The sequence below is a fragment of the Cohnella suwonensis genome, assembly GCF_042655365.1.
Taxonomy (GTDB): domain Bacteria; phylum Bacillota; class Bacilli; order Paenibacillales; family Paenibacillaceae; genus Cohnella; species Cohnella suwonensis.
Genome location: NZ_JBHSMH010000044.1, coordinates 65,619 through 79,323 on the forward strand (window position 1 = coordinate 65,619; position 13,705 = coordinate 79,323).

Below are 13,705 nucleotides of genomic sequence, written 5' to 3' on the forward strand. Positions count from 1 at the left end.
TGCGCACGTCCTATTCTTGTCGTTTGATTTTATCTTTTGAAGCTTTCCTTCACGACGGAGCTCTTATGAACCGTCAGCGAATCTTTGTATTCGACGAGACCGATCTCGCAGCCTGGACCGATCGTCACGCGTTGCCCCCGAACGACGGAAGCTTTCGTATGTTCGAGCTCGAGCGTATCGCCCTCGATCTGCTCCGCCTTCAGGCTTGCGTTGCCCGGGCGGAACATATTCACGAGCTTGGACGCGCCGCTGCGTTTGATTTTCACCGAAGCTCCCCCGACTTCCTTCGCGACGCAAGGCCCGAACAGCTTTACGTCCACTTTCTCCCCGCTGACGAGCCCGGCGACGGCAAAAGCTCCTTCAAGCTCGAGAACGCCCGCCTCGCAATCGCCTCCCGCTTGAATATTGCCCGTATACTTGATGTGCTCCGAGAGAATGCTTCCGCCGATCTTTAATTCGCCTCTCCCGCGAACCGTCGCCGCTACCAGTTTTCCGCCGATTTCGCACTCCCCGGTCGCTTTTAGTTCCTCCGCCTTCAAGGATCCTTTCACTTCCAACTCTCCGGTCACGCCCATCTTCAAGCAATCGACGTCTCCGTCCATGACGCTTTCCCCGACAAGCCTGACATTGCGGAACATTCCGCCGGCGGACGTCGTTTCCCCGACCATTTTCAAATCCCGTCTCGTTTGCTCACTCACCCGTCTTCGCCTCCTTGCCGATTTTCGCGTCCGGATGTTTCTGCAGCTCGGTCCGATACTCGACCAATCCGATGCGGCAGCCTTTGCCGATAAACACCCGATTGCCTCTGACGACGTCCGCTTCCGTATTCTCAAGATGAATATTGTCGCCCTCGATCGATTTGGCCTGAAGCTCGGGAATGAATTTCGGAATCGCCCAAGTCCATAGCTTGCTCCACGCGCTCCGATGGATTTTGCGAACGGTAATCGATTCCACTCCGATGTCCGTCGCCTTGCCTTTGCCTTGAAGCAGGACGTTCATCTGACCCGCGTTCACGAAGCCTTTAAGATCGAACGCCCCCGTCGCTTCGAGCGATTCGAATTCGCATTCTCCCGCGACGTTTAGCACGCCGTTGATTACGAATTGCTCTGCCCGGATCGAACCTTTCACCGTCAAGTAGCCGTCGATGGCCGACTTCTTCGCGATCACGTCGCCGTCGATTCGCCCCATCCCGTCGAAATCCAGGTCGTCCGTTCTTATACTCCCGCGAATCTTCGTCATGCCGTTCGCGTTAATCGATTCCGCGCTGATGTCTCCCTCTACGGTGCCGACGCCGTCGATCTTCACCGATCCGTAGTCGCCGCCGCCCGCCGAGCTTACGCCGTTAATGACGAGATTCGGCTTCATGCCTTTCATGGTTGACGTCTCCATGCTCCGTTCTCCCCTTTACGCTAATTTTACTTTTAACTGCTCGACGCACTCCGCCATCGATATGCGGGCGATCAACTTGACTCCGGCCTCGAAGTAAAGCTCGGACGGCGCCGACGCGAGCGCGAACGACGATACGCCCATTTTGCGTATGAAGATCAGATCGCACGGTTTACCTTCGAATTTCGGAAAATGTTCCTTGAGCATATGCAGCAACCGTTCGCCTTCTTCCATGCTCATCTCGCCCGCCTGCAACAGCTTGTCGGCAACGAACAAGATCAGCAGCTTTTCGAACGAATACACGACCGTATCCGCATCCTCGGCCGCGAATTTCTCGATGACGATCCTCGAAACAATGTTACGTTTCACGAAGTCCGATTTGCGGAGCTCGTATTGCGGCAGCGCCGGCGAAAGTTGATCCGCGAGCTCATCGAGCGATAAGTCGTCCTTACTGTTCATGATTTTATCGATGCGCGACAGGATCAAGTCCCGCGGAAAAAACGTCTCCTGGCCCGTGAAAGTCGACTTCCGGATAAACCATTCCTCGGGAATGAGCTGTTTTCTTTTCCATCGGTACAATTGACCGTACGAAATGCCCTTCTCATCCAACAATTCCTTCTTGGAAATTAAATTCGGCTCCATGACATCCCTCCGAATGTTAATGTAACATAACACTGTTACGTTGTAAAGGTGGCTCCTGTTGCGAATTTTTATGGGACCTCTTCCCTCAGCGCCCGTTCGTGCCCGCGCAAATAGGTTTCACCTGACTACAGGTGCTTCGGCGGTCAGGCCCCTATCCACATACGAAAAAACCTCCTGGATCATCACCATCCAGGAGGTTTACGTGCTATGGTCTTCAAGTTTGTCTAACTTAGTCCATCAAGAAAGCGCGAGCGGGAGCCGCGTCGATGCCGGTCAGCTTCAACGGCGCGATAACGAGCGTATAGTTGCCCGCTTTCACGTCTCTGAGACGTACGCCTTCGACGATGATGACGTCGGCGCGCATGAGCGTCCGGTGCGTCGGATATTCCGCTTGGGCGCGCTCGATGCCGAGCGCGTCGGTCGCGATCAGGCCGACGCCGATATCGGCCAAATACTTCGCCCCGTCTTCGCGCAGGAACGGAAACTCCATCAGGAAGTCCTCGCTCAACGAGCTGGCCGTCTTGAACAGCAAGCGCTCGCCCGGCTGAATCGCGAAAGGAACGAGATCTTCCTTCGTGATGCTGCCGACCACGTGCGTCAGATCGAGCACTCGAGCCGGTCCAACCAAGCGTTCCAGCCCGATCGTCTCGATCGTCTCGCCGCCCGGAAGCATGTGAAGCGGAGCGTCCACGTGCGTACCCGTGTGCGTGTTAATCGTTAGCAAGCTTTCGTGCGGCTTGCCTTCGTCGTGGTTTTGGACGTTCGATATTTTCGGTTTCTTGGCCTCGTAACTTTTCCACACTTGCATCGATTCTTCGATCGTCATCGAGATATCGTAAATGTTAGGCATGTTTTAAATGCCCTCCTCGCGTTTTATTTAGATGCGGTTACCCATACGACGTTGTCTTCCTCTTGGCCGTTCACCGGCCACCAGAAGTAGCCCTCGCGATCCAGCAGAGCATCCGACTTCTCCGGTCCCCACGAACCGGCGGGATAGAACTGCAACCCTTCCGGATCTTGTCTCCAAGCCGCCGCGATCGGATCGATCAGCTTCCAGGCGACCGCCAGTTCGTCCCAACGCGTGAAATACGTGTGGTCGCCGCGCGCCGCGTCGAAAATCAATCTTTCGTAGGCTTCCGGCGTATTCAAGCCGACTTGGCAGCTTTGGCAGAATTCCATCGATACCGGCTGAACGGTCATGTCGTTGCCCGGTTTCTTCGCGTTGAACTTAATATAGATGCCTTCCATCGGGTTCACGCGGATGACGAGCAGGTTCGGTTGAAGATCTTGCTTCCTCGCGAACAGCACGTTGTTCGGCACGTTCTTGAATTCGATGACGATTTCCGTCGACTTCACCGGGAGTCTCTTGCCCGTGCGAACGTAGAACGGTACGCCCGCCCAACGGAAGTTGTCGACGAACAATCGGGCGGCGAAGAACGTCTCCGTTCCGGAAGCCGGATCGACGGAATCTTCTTGACGGTAGCCCTTCAGCTCTTTCCCCTTCGAAACGCCTTCCGAATACTGGCCCCTGACGATGTTCTCGGAAATCGTCTCGGCGGTCTCCATCACGCGAACGGAGCGAAGCACCTTGACCTTCTCGTCGCGGATGTCTTCCGGGTCGAGACGGCTCGGCGGCTCCATCGCGATCATCGTGAGCATCTGCAGCATATGGTTCTGCACCATGTCGCGCAACGCGCCCGACTTGTTATAGTAAGCGCCGCGCTCTTCGACCCCGACCGTCTCGGCCAACGTGATCTGTACGTTCGCGATATGGTTGTTGTTCCAGAGCGGCTCGAAGAACGCGTTCGACAAACGGATCACTTCGATATTCTGAACCATTTCCTTGCCCAGGTAATGATCGATGCGGAACACTTCGTCTTCGCGGAAAACATGCCGGATTTCTTCGTTCAGGCGCTCCGCGGACGGATAGTCGTAGCCGAACGGCTTCTCGATGACGAGACGGTGCCAGCCGGCGCTCTCCAGCATGCCGCCTTCACGCAAGTTACGCGAGACGCTGCCGAACAACTCGGGAGCGAGCGCCAAGTAGAACAGTCGGTTGCCCGGAATGTCGTATGCCGCCTCCAACTGCTCCGTGTGGGACTTCAATTGCTTGAAAGCCTCGACGTTGCCGGTGTCCAGCGATTGGTATGTAAAGTGCTCGACGAAGGCGTTCCAGCCTTCCGACTCTTTGGGCTTGTAACGGCAAAACTCTTCGATGGAGGCCTTGACGTCGTCGCGGAATTGCTCGTTCGTGCGCGGCCGGCGCGCGAGCCCGACGATCGCGAAACGTTCTCCGAGCTTGCCTTCGCGATATAAGCTGTACAATGCGGGGAAAAGCTTCCGGCGCGCCAGGTCGCCCGTAGCTCCGAAAATAAAGTAAACCGCTTCATGAGCGGAGACCGCTTCGTGTTTATTGTCCGTCATGTTCCTCTTCTTTCTTGTATACGAAGTTGGAAGTTCCGAATGCTGTAAATTGTCAATTCTCATGAATTGTAGTGTAGCATAATTACCAAGTCAACGCCATGTTTTCACCCCCTCCGATGCTTCCTTGGGCGGATGTCCGTACGCGATTTAACCCGACTTGAATAAAATGTACGCGAACCCATAGGCAAGGAGGAAAAACGATGGAGTCCATGCGCGACATCAACGAAAAAACGCTGCTGCCGTTGTTCGGCCGTCCGGTATGCGTCGTTCTCGAAGACGATACGCGCCATACCGGCATTCTGACGTCGTGCGGGCCGTCTTCTCTCGAGCTCAACGGCGAAAGAAGCTCGCGTCCGACCGTCCGGTCGCGGAAGTCGAAGATCAAGGCCCTAGAAATACCGGAGCCACATGAAGAAATACCCCAGTCGCATTCGTACTGGGGGTCGATGAGCCTTGGCCCGGCACTGCCGATCGGCACCGAGAAAACGGTGATCCCTCTCGCTCCGGTTAGAACGGTTATTCCGTTGTAACGCCGCCGCCGGCCATCTACGCGCGCCGCTACGATCGGCCCTTATTCCGCCAATCCGTTGCGGTGCGCGTAGATGGCCGCTTGCGTCCGGTCTTCCACGCCGAGCTTGCCGAACATGTTCGTCAGATGATACTTGACCGTCTTGATCCCGATGTACAGATCGTCGGCGATTTCCTGATTCGACTTCCCTAGCGCGATCAGCTTCAGCACTTCCATCTCCCGGTCCGTCAATTCTTCGTGAGGCTGCGCGGCCGATTGGGGAGGACGGCGGAAGCGGTTCATCATCTTGGAGGCGACTTGCGACTCCAACACCGATTGCCCGCGCGCCGCGGCCCGGATCGCGTCGGCGATCTCGGAAGCCCTCGACGTCTTGAGCAAGTAACTGAACGCGCCCGCTTCGATGACCGGGTACATTTTCTCGTCGTCCAAGAAACTCGTCAAGACGATGACGCGAACGTTGGGCATCTCTTCCATGATTTTACGGGTCGTCTCGATGCCGTCCATCCCTTCCATGACGAGGTCCATTAACACGACATCGGGGGAATACTCTCTCGCTAGGCGCAAGCCGTCGTTGCCATTGCCCGCTTCGCCGACGACCTCGATGCCTTCTTCCGTACCGAGCACGGCCGCCAATCCGATTCTTACCATCTCGTGGTCGTCCACGAGCAACACCCTGACCATCCCCTGCTCCGTCATCCGCGTTAACCGCCTTCCGCCATAAGTGGCACCCTGATCTCGATTCTCGTTCCTTTGCCGGGAGCGCTCGCGATGTTAAGCGAACCGCCGAGCTCGTTGACCCGTTCTTCCATGTTCGTCATCCCATACGAGGCTTGCTTCCTCACTTGCGGATCGAATCCGATGCCGTTGTCCCGAATGCCCAGCCTCACGGCGTCTCCGCGACGGTGAAGAACGATATCCATCTTGGTCGCTTTGGCATGACGAAGCGTATTGGACAGCGCTTCTTGAACGATGCGGAACAGGTGGTTCTCCACGCCTTTGTTGAGATGCAAATCCTCTTCCAGGTCGATGGCAATATCGACGGGAACTTTCGCCTTCATCTCTTCCACGAGCTCCGGAATCGCCTGGGCCAGCCGTTTCCCTTCCAGATGGACGGGGCGCAAATGCAACAGCAACGCCCTCATCTCCGATTGCGCGGCCGATGCCATCTCTTCGATCAATTCCACCTGCCTGCGCGCTCTCTCGAAATCGTTGTCCATCGTTCGGCCGACCGCCGTCGCCGTCATGGAAATCGCGAACAACTGCTGGCTGACGGCATCGTGAAGCTCCCTCGCGAGACGCTGGCGCTCCTCTACGACCGCAGTCATCCTCGCCTGGCTGGCAAGTTCCGCGTTGTTCGTGGACAAGCGCTGAAGCGACGATACTTGTTCTTCCCACTTGTGCCCGAGCTTGCCGAGCTGCTCGCCGAGCCGACCGATCTCGTCGTTGCCGAGATAGGGCAACGAAACGCTCGGATTGCCCTTCTCCAGTCCGACCATCGAGTCCCTCAGCAACTCTAGCCTATGCCGGATCGGATAGCTTCTCCAGAGGCCGAAAGCGGCGCCGGTCACCGTCAAGGCGCCGACCGTCGACAACGTGTATGTAATGACTTCCCTGACGGAAAGAAACGAAACCTCCATGCCGTAGCGGATCAGCAAGTACACGACGATGGCGCCGACTCCGAGGGAGTACAGCACGGATTCGCCCATATGGCGCCATACCATGTTGGTCACTTTGCGGGATTCCATGCGTCATCTCCTCGGAATCGGTTATACCGTCTTTATTTTGATATCTCCTACGAGATAAAACAATTGAAGTTTCAGACGGGTCTCGCACTGATCGTAATTCGGCGATTTCCACGACAGCCGGTGGAACAAACCGCCTTCCTTGATTTGCTTGAACGACACCTGGCCGATCAGCACGGACGCGTCCACCTCGATGCCGTAATCGTCCGGCACGATCAATTCCAAATCCCCGACCAGCCCTTGCAGGACGATCGTCGTCTCTTTGTCTTCGGGAACGGCCTGCGACATATCCATGCGGATTTCCCCGATCGCGTGCCAGAAGCTCATCGATTGAAGCACCCAAGATTGCTCGTCCAGCCTCATGTTCAAGAACAGCCGATGCTTCCCGACATGGGTGCCGAACGCGGGCGGGCGCGCCCGAAAATAATAGATGCCCAGCGAGATCAGCACGAGAATGGCGAACAGCGCGAATTGGCTGACGACCAACACCAACGTGGAGATCGCGATCACGATGACGGACACCCTGGAACGGTCGGTCCGATAACGCACGACGCCCAAGAAAATCAGAAGCGCGGCGTTAACCGACGCGAAGCCCGCGACGGAGCCGAGGGCGAGGTAAAGTCCGGCCGCTATCAGAACGATCGCGTTGCTTGGTTTTCTCATATCGATCCGCATCTCCCCGCACCTCCCTCGCTCGTACCCTTATCCGCTATTTGACATAATAGCATATCTTGCGACAACGGGGTACGTTGATGTCTTTATTCTAATCGCAACGTCGGTCCGGCATAACGGACTCGCGTACGTTTTTGAACCTAGACTGTGGTCGAGGATGCCGCTTTGGCTCGTACGCCTCGACGGCAAAAAGGCGATGTCCCGAAGGACACCGCCCGCCATGCCGATTTTATTCTTTGTCCAGATTCGGTCCCATCCGGACCTTCAGCGCTTCGAGCTCCTGATCGACGCGGTAAGCCCTATCCGGGTCGATGCGGGACGACGCCCCGCCGAACGGTGCTCCGGGTATGCGCGCGACTTCCGCTTCCGCTTCCATCTGCATGATCTTCTCCTCCATCCGATGGAAGCCGCGGGAAGCCGATCCGCTCTCGATCGTATGGAGCGTGCTAATCTGCGCCATCTGCTTGCGGGCTTTCGCCATTTGGGAACGCGCGGCCAGCTCGTTGCGCTTATTGCGCAGCTTGTAGAACTCTTCCTTCATTTCGTGCAATTGCGTCGTCAGTTCGCCTACTTGAGCGCTTGCTTGCGCATGCAGTGCGGTCAAATCGGCCGTTTGCTGGTCGATCTGCACCTGCTCTTCCAGCAGCTTGCGGGCAAGCGGCTCGTTGCCGTTCCGAAGCGCATGCTCGGCTTGGCCTTCGCGGTCGGCGCCGAGCCTGACGAGTTCTTGGAGACGCTGCTTCATACGGCGCTCCGCGGCCATTTGTTTCGCTACGGTTACTTCCGCGTCGTGAATTTCCTTTTCCATGTCGCGAAGGTATTGGTTAAGCATAACGACCGGATCCTCGAGCTTGTCGAGCAAATCATGCACGGACGCCTTTGTCAGGTCTTTCATTCGTTGGAATACTCCCATGGGGTTATTCTCCTTTCGATTCCTTCTCGAATTTTGATATTCTGGCTTTCAGTTCTTCGATTTCCCGTTGAAGCGACTTTTTCTCGATATCTTCCATCATGGCATCCAGACCTTGCGCGGTCCGCCCCGTCGGAGGGGGCGAGGAGGCGCGAGGCGCGCTCTGAGGCGCCGTCCCGTATCCGTCGGGCGCGCCTTGCGGCGTTCCCGCGTATCCCGCGCCGGTTCCCGGATTCCAATTGTTGTTGCCTTGGCCGCCGTAGCCGTACGCCGGCTGATCATGGCCCTTCCAGCTCGGATCGAACGCACCCGGATTAGCGGCGTAGCCGCCTCCGTAATGAGGTTCTTTCGGAATGACGAAGCCCGCGATGATGTACACTAAGACCACGGAGCCCGCGGAGAATACGGCCACGACGACGAGCAGAATTCGGAGCAATGTCGCGTCGACGTTCAAATAGTCGGCCAAGCCTCCGCAGATGCCGAACAGCTTGCGATCTCGCGACGAACGATAAAGTTTTCTCATGTTTATCCTCCTTGTTGCAGCTTTCTTTTCAATTGCTCGAGTTCCCTGTCGATCGTATGTTTAACGGTCTCTCCCGCGTGAACGAGCGCTTCTTGCCCCATTCTGCGCAAGTCCCGGAGACTTCGGGTTTCAAGCTCGATGTCCGTCAGCTTGTCGTCGATCTTGCGGAAGAGGTTCCCGGTATCCGCCTGTCCGGGCCCGTATCGGGCGTTCAAACGTTGCTGAAGGCGAAGGGATTCCATCTTGGCCACGTAGAATTGGCGCTTGTCGTACACGGCGCGGTATTCGTTCCTTAGCTCTTGCAACAGCTGTTCGAGATCGATCAACTCGGCGTTGCTTTGCTCGTACAGCGTCCGATAGCGCTCGGCCCTTTCCTCGTGGACGACCTTGTCCTGCAGCGCTAGCCGGGCGACGTCTTCTTCGCCGGCCTTCAAAGCGGTTACCGCTTGAAGTTCGCGCTTGTTCGCCCATTGCTCGGCTTCTTTCCATTGCCGGAGTAAATTGTTCGTATGCGCCGCGTATTGGCGATGCAACGTTTCGCTTTGGTTAATTTCCTGGTGCGTCGACCATAGGAATTGATCGATGACGCGAACGGGATCTTCCGCTTTCTCCAGCCTGTCGTTCAACGAAGCCGCCGTCATGTCCCGCACCCTTTTCAACACGCTCATGTCCTTCCCTCCTCGTTACGGATAAACAGCTTCTATTAGAAGTTCGATCACATTCTCGTCGTCCGGTTGTTGCGGTTGATCATCGATACGCCGAACGCGATCAACGCGATCGCCGCGATCCAGACGAACAGGAAGCTCAGCTTGCCCAGCAGGATGATTCCGCCGATGACCGTGATGACGCCGCCGAGTAGCCTGTTGCCGTTATTCCAGGCGACCACGCCCAGCAGCACGACGAGAATCGGAACGATCAGACCGAACAGACCGCCAAGGCCGAAGCCCAACTTACCGAGGATCATTAATCCCCCGAATACGATTAGCACGATCGCGAGTCCGTTTCCGCTTCGCATGTTTGTTTCACCTCTTTTCTTTCAATTGTTTACCTCATGGCTTTATTCTAAGCTTTTCGACAACGTCGCATAATGGACTCGCGCACGTTTTTGAACCTAGACTGTGGTCGAGGACGACTACGGTCTCGCGACCTTTCCCGCGTCCGACTTGAGGTTCCGGGGATGGGAACAATTGTGGGTTACGTCTCATGATCTACTACGAAGGCGTCGATAAAACAAACGCCCGCATGGCGACTTCTCCGGCCAGCGACAATACCGCTCCCTGTCCGGCGGCAGCGTCTTGAAAAATTAAAACGACGGAAAGCCGAAAGGGCTGTTCTCGCGAGTTCGCAACGGATGCGAACGGCGGAACAGCCCTTTTTGTATGCTACTTATATCCGGAATACGACGACAAGCCTGTTCAATTCCTCCGCGAGCTTCGCCAACGATTGCGTCGTCGCCGCGGTTTCTTCCGAAGCCGCGGCCATCTCTTGGCTCGAGGCCGCGATACTTTCGACCGACAGCATGACTTCCGTCGTCTGGGCAGCCTGCTCCTCGCTCGCGGCGGCGATCTCGACGACCTTGCCAGAGGACTGATTGACCATTTGCACGATACGTTCGAACGATTGGCCCGTCTCCCTCGTCTGCCGGACGCTATCCGCGACGGCGACGACACTCGATTCCGCGCTCTTCTGCATGCCTTGCACGATGGAAGCGATTTGTTTCGTCGCATCGATGCTCCTTTCCGCGAGCTTGCGAACCTCGTCGGCGACGACCGCGAATCCCCTGCCCTGATCGCCTGCCCTCGCCGCTTCGATCGCCGCGTTCAGCGCAAGCAAATTCGTCTGCTGCGCGATCTCGTCGATGACTTCGATAATATCGCCGATGCGGCTCGAATCCTTCTCCAAGTGGGACATGCGATCGTTCAGCTCGTTCATGCCGCCCATCGTCGCCCGCAGCGCATCCGCGCCTTCCTTGGCGATGACGGTCGTCTGTTCGGACAACTCCGCCGCGCCCTCCGCGCTTCTCGCGACGGAATTGATTGCATCGGACAATTCCTTGAATAACGCCGCTATCGTTTGCGACTGGTCCGCTTGGCTCGCGCTGCTGCCGGAGATCCCTTGCGTTCCCGCCATGATTTGTTTCGATGCGGCCGCCAGGCTAAGCGAGGCTTCGGTAATTTTCCGAATCATTTGTCTCAAGCTGTCTACCATTGCGTTCACCGACGATCCTAGTTGGCCGATCTCGTCTTTCGAGACGACTTCGATTGGCTCAACCTGCAAATTGCCGCTGACTATTTGCTCCGTTACCGCCGCAACCTTCTTAATCCCCCGGACGACGAACCGAAGCACGAGCCAGCCGATGGAGACGACCGCGACGCTCGCCACGACGACTATCGTGATCAAGATCCATGTCGTTCTCGCGTTATCCGAAATCACGTTATCGATATAAGACGAAGCATTGGCGGACACCATTTCCTCGAGTTCGTTCAAAGCCGCCCTCGACGAATGAAACTTCGCGTCGTCCGGTTCTGCGGTAACCGCGATCACGCCGCTCGCGGTCTGGGACATCTTCCCGTCGATCAACGCCTTGGAAGAAGCACTCCAAGAAGCGAAGTCCGCGTTGAACGCCTCGAATGCTTCGAAGAAAGAGCGTTTCGACTGTTCGTGGCGCAGTTCTTCGTAATCGGCTTTCTTCGATTCGTACAGCGCTTGCGCTTCTCCGACGCGATCTCTAACTTGCTGAATATTTTCCTCGTAGGATTTGTAATCTTCTTGCGAGCCTTCTTCGCCGGACTTCGCGGACAGAATCGACCTTTCGTCCACAAGTGCCTGATACATGTCGCGATCCGCGTTCAGCATCAATTCGGCGCCTCTGTAGGTATCGGAGTATAGCTTCCTGATCAACCCGTCCGCCACGTTGTTCAAGCTGAAGATGCCTATCGCGTTCGTTACCAACAATACCGTTATGGCCAGAGCCAGAACCGCGAACATTTTTCTCGTTAGACGCATGTTTTTCATTCGCTCACACCCGATCATCTATATTCTTACGCTTCTTCAATGTAGGCGGTAAGTATATGGAATCGTCACGGGTTATTATTAGTTTTTCGTTAGCTTTGCTCACACGATTAAGCGACTTAAATATACATAAGATCGCATAGCGCTACGTTCGGGCTAGCAACCACCGAGTATACAAAAAAAGCTTATCCATCGGATCTTTCAATCCTTTGAATAAGCTCTAACTTGTTGTGTTGGTGCCGGTGAAGGGACTTGAACCCCCACTCCCTTGCGAGAAACGGATTTTGAGTCCGTCGCGTCTGCCATTCCGCCACACCGGCATATGAGTATTGATAAAATCTGGCGCGCCCTAAGAGATTCGAACTCCTGGCCTTTTGATTCGTAGTCAAACGCTCTATCCAGCTGAGCTAAGGGCGCATGTTCTTAAGCATTTTGGAGGCGCCACCCAGACTCGAACTGGGGGTAGAGCTTTTGCAGAGCTCTGCCTTACCACTTGGCTATGGCGCCAAAGGCTTAAAGATAATTTGGAGCGGAAAACGGGATTCGAACCCGCGACCTTCTCGTTGGCAACGAGATGCTCTACCACTGAGCTATTTCCGCAAAGTAAATGGCTGGGGATCAAGGATTCGAACCTTGGATGACGGAGTCAAAGTCCGTTGCCTTACCGCTTGGCTAATCCCCAATGTCGAGATTGGTGAGAATGGGGCGGACGAGGGGAATTGAACCCCCGAATGTCGGATCCACAAACCGATGCGTTAACCACTTCGCCACGACCGCCGCGTTACAATGCTTTATTCAATTGGCAGGGGCAGCAGGAATTGAACCCACACTAACGGTTTTGGAGACCGCTGTTCTACCCTTAAACTATGCCCCTACGAAGAGTAGAAAAATGGTGGAGGATGATGGATTCGAACCACCGAACCGTGAGGAAGAGATTTACAGTCTCCCGCGTTTGGCCACTTCGCTAATCCTCCGCGATCAGGAGTAAAGAAATGGTGCCGACTAGAGGACTTGAACCCCCAACCTACTGATTACAAGTCAGTTGCTCTACCAATTGAGCTAAGTCGGCGAATTATGTTGTAAAGTACTGGATGGTGGCTCGAGACGGAATCGAACCGCCGACACGAGGATTTTCAGTCCTCTGCTCTACCAGCTGAGCTATCGAGCCTTAAGGAAAAGATGGCGGAGCCGACGGGATTCGAACCCGCGGTCTCCTGCGTGACAGGCAGGCATGTTAGGCCACTACACCACGGCTCCGCGATGTGCATACTCGGTAATAAGCCGAGAGTGAAAGTTGGTTGCGGGGGCAGGATTTGAACCTGCGGCCTTCGGGTTATGAGCCCGACGAGCTACCGGGCTGCTCCACCCCGCGTCGTTAACTATTTGGTTGCTTTATTGAGCGACTTTATTATCATACCTCATGTCGCCTATGTAATGCAACCCTCAATTTCTGGCAATTCTTTTTGGAAAAAATGGTGACCCCTAGGGGATTCGAACCCCTGTTACCTCCGTGAAAGGGAGGTGTCTTAACCGCTTGACCAAGGGGCCTAGCTTGCGTTGCTTACGGAAAATGATGGCGGAGAGAGAGGGATTCGAACCCTCGAGACGCTTTAGGCGCCTACACGATTTCCAATCGTGCTCCTTCGACCAAACTCGGACACCTCTCCATATGGCTCCCCGAACAGGACTCGAACCTGTGACAACTCGATTAACAGTCGAGTGCTCTACCAACTGAGCTATCAGGGAATGTAAGCAATTCATCAAACCAGCCTGGCGGCGTCCTACTCTCCCAGGACCCTGCGGTCCAAGTACCATCGGCGCTGGAGGGCTTAACGGTCGTGTTCGGGATGGGTACGCGTGGGACC

14 protein-coding genes, 15 tRNA genes and 1 rRNA gene are annotated in these 13,705 nt (G+C 55.7%); 1 reads left to right on the forward strand and 29 read right to left on the reverse strand.

The annotated features are described in order from the left end of the window. Positions 1-29: 29 nt before the first annotated feature. The 5 genes from ACFPPD_RS14680 to zwf all read right to left on the reverse strand — a co-directional run bounded on the left by ACFPPD_RS14680 (position 30) and on the right by zwf (position 4,452). The gene (locus ACFPPD_RS14680; protein WP_209749435.1) at positions 30-698 is read right to left on the reverse strand and encodes a bactofilin; all 669 of its coding nucleotides are present in this window, start codon (positions 696-698) and stop codon (positions 30-32) included. Continuing rightward, on the reverse strand, positions 691-1,389 hold the full coding sequence (locus ACFPPD_RS14685) for a polymer-forming cytoskeletal protein (protein ID WP_209749434.1): 699 nt from the start codon (positions 1,387-1,389) through the stop codon (positions 691-693). The genes ACFPPD_RS14680 and ACFPPD_RS14685 overlap by 8 nt, the downstream gene beginning before the upstream one ends. 15 nt (positions 1,390-1,404) lie before the next feature. Beyond that, positions 1,405-2,028, reverse strand: coding sequence for a YhbD family protein (locus ACFPPD_RS14690; protein WP_209749433.1), 624 nt, complete (start codon positions 2,026-2,028; stop codon positions 1,405-1,407). A gap of 229 nt (positions 2,029-2,257) precedes the next feature. Next, positions 2,258-2,878, reverse strand: coding sequence for a cyclase family protein (locus tag ACFPPD_RS14695; protein WP_209749432.1), 621 nt, complete (start codon positions 2,876-2,878; stop codon positions 2,258-2,260). A 23-nt stretch (positions 2,879-2,901) separates the two neighbouring features. Continuing rightward, a complete protein-coding gene (gene zwf / locus ACFPPD_RS14700) occupies positions 2,902-4,452 on the reverse strand; it encodes a glucose-6-phosphate dehydrogenase (RefSeq protein WP_209749431.1) in 1,551 nt (516 codons plus the stop codon). Between the two features lie 200 nt (positions 4,453-4,652). On the opposite strand from zwf, the gene ACFPPD_RS14705 reads away from it, so the two are divergent. After that, positions 4,653-4,982, forward strand: coding sequence for a hypothetical protein (locus ACFPPD_RS14705; protein ID WP_209749430.1), 330 nt, complete (start codon positions 4,653-4,655; stop codon positions 4,980-4,982). Positions 4,983-5,023: 41 nt separating this feature from the next. On the opposite strand, the gene ACFPPD_RS14710 is transcribed toward ACFPPD_RS14705, so the two are convergent. The 24 genes from ACFPPD_RS14710 to rrf form a co-directional block, all read right to left on the reverse strand. Further along, positions 5,024-5,677: a response regulator gene (locus tag ACFPPD_RS14710; RefSeq protein WP_378082546.1), complete on the reverse strand. Its 654-nt coding sequence runs from the start codon at positions 5,675-5,677 to the stop codon at positions 5,024-5,026. Positions 5,678-5,682: 5 nt separating this feature from the next. Continuing rightward, the gene (locus ACFPPD_RS14715; protein ID WP_209749429.1) at positions 5,683-6,726 is read right to left on the reverse strand and encodes a sensor histidine kinase; all 1,044 of its coding nucleotides are present in this window, start codon (positions 6,724-6,726) and stop codon (positions 5,683-5,685) included. Between the two features lie 21 nt (positions 6,727-6,747). Continuing rightward, the gene (gene liaF, locus ACFPPD_RS14720; RefSeq protein ID WP_209749428.1) at positions 6,748-7,386 is read right to left on the reverse strand and encodes a cell wall-active antibiotics response protein LiaF; all 639 of its coding nucleotides are present in this window, start codon (positions 7,384-7,386) and stop codon (positions 6,748-6,750) included. Between the two features lie 238 nt (positions 7,387-7,624). Then, the gene (locus ACFPPD_RS14725) at positions 7,625-8,308 is read right to left on the reverse strand and encodes a PspA/IM30 family protein (RefSeq protein ID WP_209749427.1); all 684 of its coding nucleotides are present in this window, start codon (positions 8,306-8,308) and stop codon (positions 7,625-7,627) included. Positions 8,309-8,312: 4 nt separating this feature from the next. Continuing rightward, positions 8,313-8,828: a PspC domain-containing protein gene (locus tag ACFPPD_RS14730; RefSeq protein WP_209749426.1), complete on the reverse strand. Its 516-nt coding sequence runs from the start codon at positions 8,826-8,828 to the stop codon at positions 8,313-8,315. A 2-nt stretch (positions 8,829-8,830) separates the two neighbouring features. Further along, complete coding sequence (locus ACFPPD_RS14735) at positions 8,831-9,496, reverse strand: PspA/IM30 family protein (RefSeq protein ID WP_209749425.1); 666 nt, start codon at positions 9,494-9,496, stop codon at positions 8,831-8,833. A gap of 47 nt (positions 9,497-9,543) precedes the next feature. Continuing rightward, a complete protein-coding gene (locus ACFPPD_RS14740; RefSeq protein ID WP_209749424.1) occupies positions 9,544-9,843 on the reverse strand; it encodes a LiaF transmembrane domain-containing protein in 300 nt (99 codons plus the stop codon). A 371-nt stretch (positions 9,844-10,214) separates the two neighbouring features. After that, positions 10,215-11,843, reverse strand: a complete 1,629-nt coding sequence (locus ACFPPD_RS14745) for a methyl-accepting chemotaxis protein (protein WP_209749423.1) — start codon at positions 11,841-11,843, stop codon at positions 10,215-10,217. A 231-nt stretch (positions 11,844-12,074) separates the two neighbouring features. Then, positions 12,075-12,160 (reverse strand) — tRNA-Leu (locus ACFPPD_RS14750). Positions 12,161-12,180: 20 nt separating this feature from the next. Further along, a tRNA-Arg gene (locus ACFPPD_RS14755) sits at positions 12,181-12,257 on the reverse strand. 16 nt (positions 12,258-12,273) lie between these two features. Continuing rightward, a tRNA-Cys gene (locus ACFPPD_RS14760) sits at positions 12,274-12,347 on the reverse strand. Between the two features lie 18 nt (positions 12,348-12,365). Beyond that, positions 12,366-12,440, reverse strand: a tRNA-Gly gene (locus ACFPPD_RS14765). An 8-nt stretch (positions 12,441-12,448) separates the two neighbouring features. Beyond that, a tRNA-Gln gene (locus ACFPPD_RS14770) sits at positions 12,449-12,522 on the reverse strand. Between the two features lie 19 nt (positions 12,523-12,541). Beyond that, positions 12,542-12,617: transfer RNA gene (locus tag ACFPPD_RS14775), tRNA-His, on the reverse strand. A 23-nt stretch (positions 12,618-12,640) separates the two neighbouring features. Further along, positions 12,641-12,714, reverse strand: a tRNA-Trp gene (locus ACFPPD_RS14780). Positions 12,715-12,730: 16 nt separating this feature from the next. Continuing rightward, positions 12,731-12,814 (reverse strand) — tRNA-Tyr (locus ACFPPD_RS14785). Between the two features lie 19 nt (positions 12,815-12,833). Then, positions 12,834-12,909, reverse strand: a tRNA-Thr gene (locus ACFPPD_RS14790). A gap of 23 nt (positions 12,910-12,932) precedes the next feature. Beyond that, positions 12,933-13,008: transfer RNA gene (locus ACFPPD_RS14795), tRNA-Phe, on the reverse strand. Positions 13,009-13,020: 12 nt separating this feature from the next. Then, positions 13,021-13,097 (reverse strand) — tRNA-Asp (locus tag ACFPPD_RS14800). Positions 13,098-13,135: 38 nt separating this feature from the next. Beyond that, a tRNA-Met gene (locus ACFPPD_RS14805) sits at positions 13,136-13,212 on the reverse strand. Positions 13,213-13,313: 101 nt separating this feature from the next. After that, positions 13,314-13,388: transfer RNA gene (locus tag ACFPPD_RS14810), tRNA-Glu, on the reverse strand. A gap of 26 nt (positions 13,389-13,414) precedes the next feature. Next, positions 13,415-13,507: transfer RNA gene (locus ACFPPD_RS14815), tRNA-Ser, on the reverse strand. 3 nt (positions 13,508-13,510) lie between these two features. Then, positions 13,511-13,586 (reverse strand) — tRNA-Asn (locus ACFPPD_RS14820). A 22-nt stretch (positions 13,587-13,608) separates the two neighbouring features. After that, positions 13,609-13,705 (reverse strand): 5S ribosomal RNA (gene rrf / locus ACFPPD_RS14825); the annotation flags it as partial.

Coding starts and splice junctions, on each gene's coding strand:
- ACFPPD_RS14685 (WP_209749434.1), bottom strand. CDS start 1,389: ATGGAGACGTCAACCATGAAAGGCATGAAGCCGAATCTCGTCATTAAC.
- ACFPPD_RS14690 (WP_209749433.1), bottom strand. CDS start 2,028: ATGGAGCCGAATTTAATTTCCAAGAAGGAATTGTTGGATGAGAAGGGC.
- ACFPPD_RS14695 (WP_209749432.1), bottom strand. CDS start 2,878: ATGCCTAACATTTACGATATCTCGATGACGATCGAAGAATCGATGCAA.
- zwf (WP_209749431.1), bottom strand. CDS start 4,452: ATGACGGACAATAAACACGAAGCGGTCTCCGCTCATGAAGCGGTTTAC.
- ACFPPD_RS14705 (WP_209749430.1), top strand. CDS start 4,653: ATGGAGTCCATGCGCGACATCAACGAAAAAACGCTGCTGCCGTTGTTC.
- ACFPPD_RS14710 (WP_378082546.1), bottom strand. CDS start 5,677: ATGACGGAGCAGGGGATGGTCAGGGTGTTGCTCGTGGACGACCACGAG.
- ACFPPD_RS14715 (WP_209749429.1), bottom strand. CDS start 6,726: ATGGAATCCCGCAAAGTGACCAACATGGTATGGCGCCATATGGGCGAA.
- liaF (WP_209749428.1), bottom strand. CDS start 7,386: ATGAGAAAACCAAGCAACGCGATCGTTCTGATAGCGGCCGGACTTTAC.
- ACFPPD_RS14725 (WP_209749427.1), bottom strand. CDS start 8,308: ATGGGAGTATTCCAACGAATGAAAGACCTGACAAAGGCGTCCGTGCAT.
- ACFPPD_RS14730 (WP_209749426.1), bottom strand. CDS start 8,828: ATGAGAAAACTTTATCGTTCGTCGCGAGATCGCAAGCTGTTCGGCATC.
- ACFPPD_RS14735 (WP_209749425.1), bottom strand. CDS start 9,496: ATGAGCGTGTTGAAAAGGGTGCGGGACATGACGGCGGCTTCGTTGAAC.
- ACFPPD_RS14740 (WP_209749424.1), bottom strand. CDS start 9,843: ATGCGAAGCGGAAACGGACTCGCGATCGTGCTAATCGTATTCGGGGGA.
- ACFPPD_RS14745 (WP_209749423.1), bottom strand. CDS start 11,843: ATGAAAAACATGCGTCTAACGAGAAAAATGTTCGCGGTTCTGGCTCTG.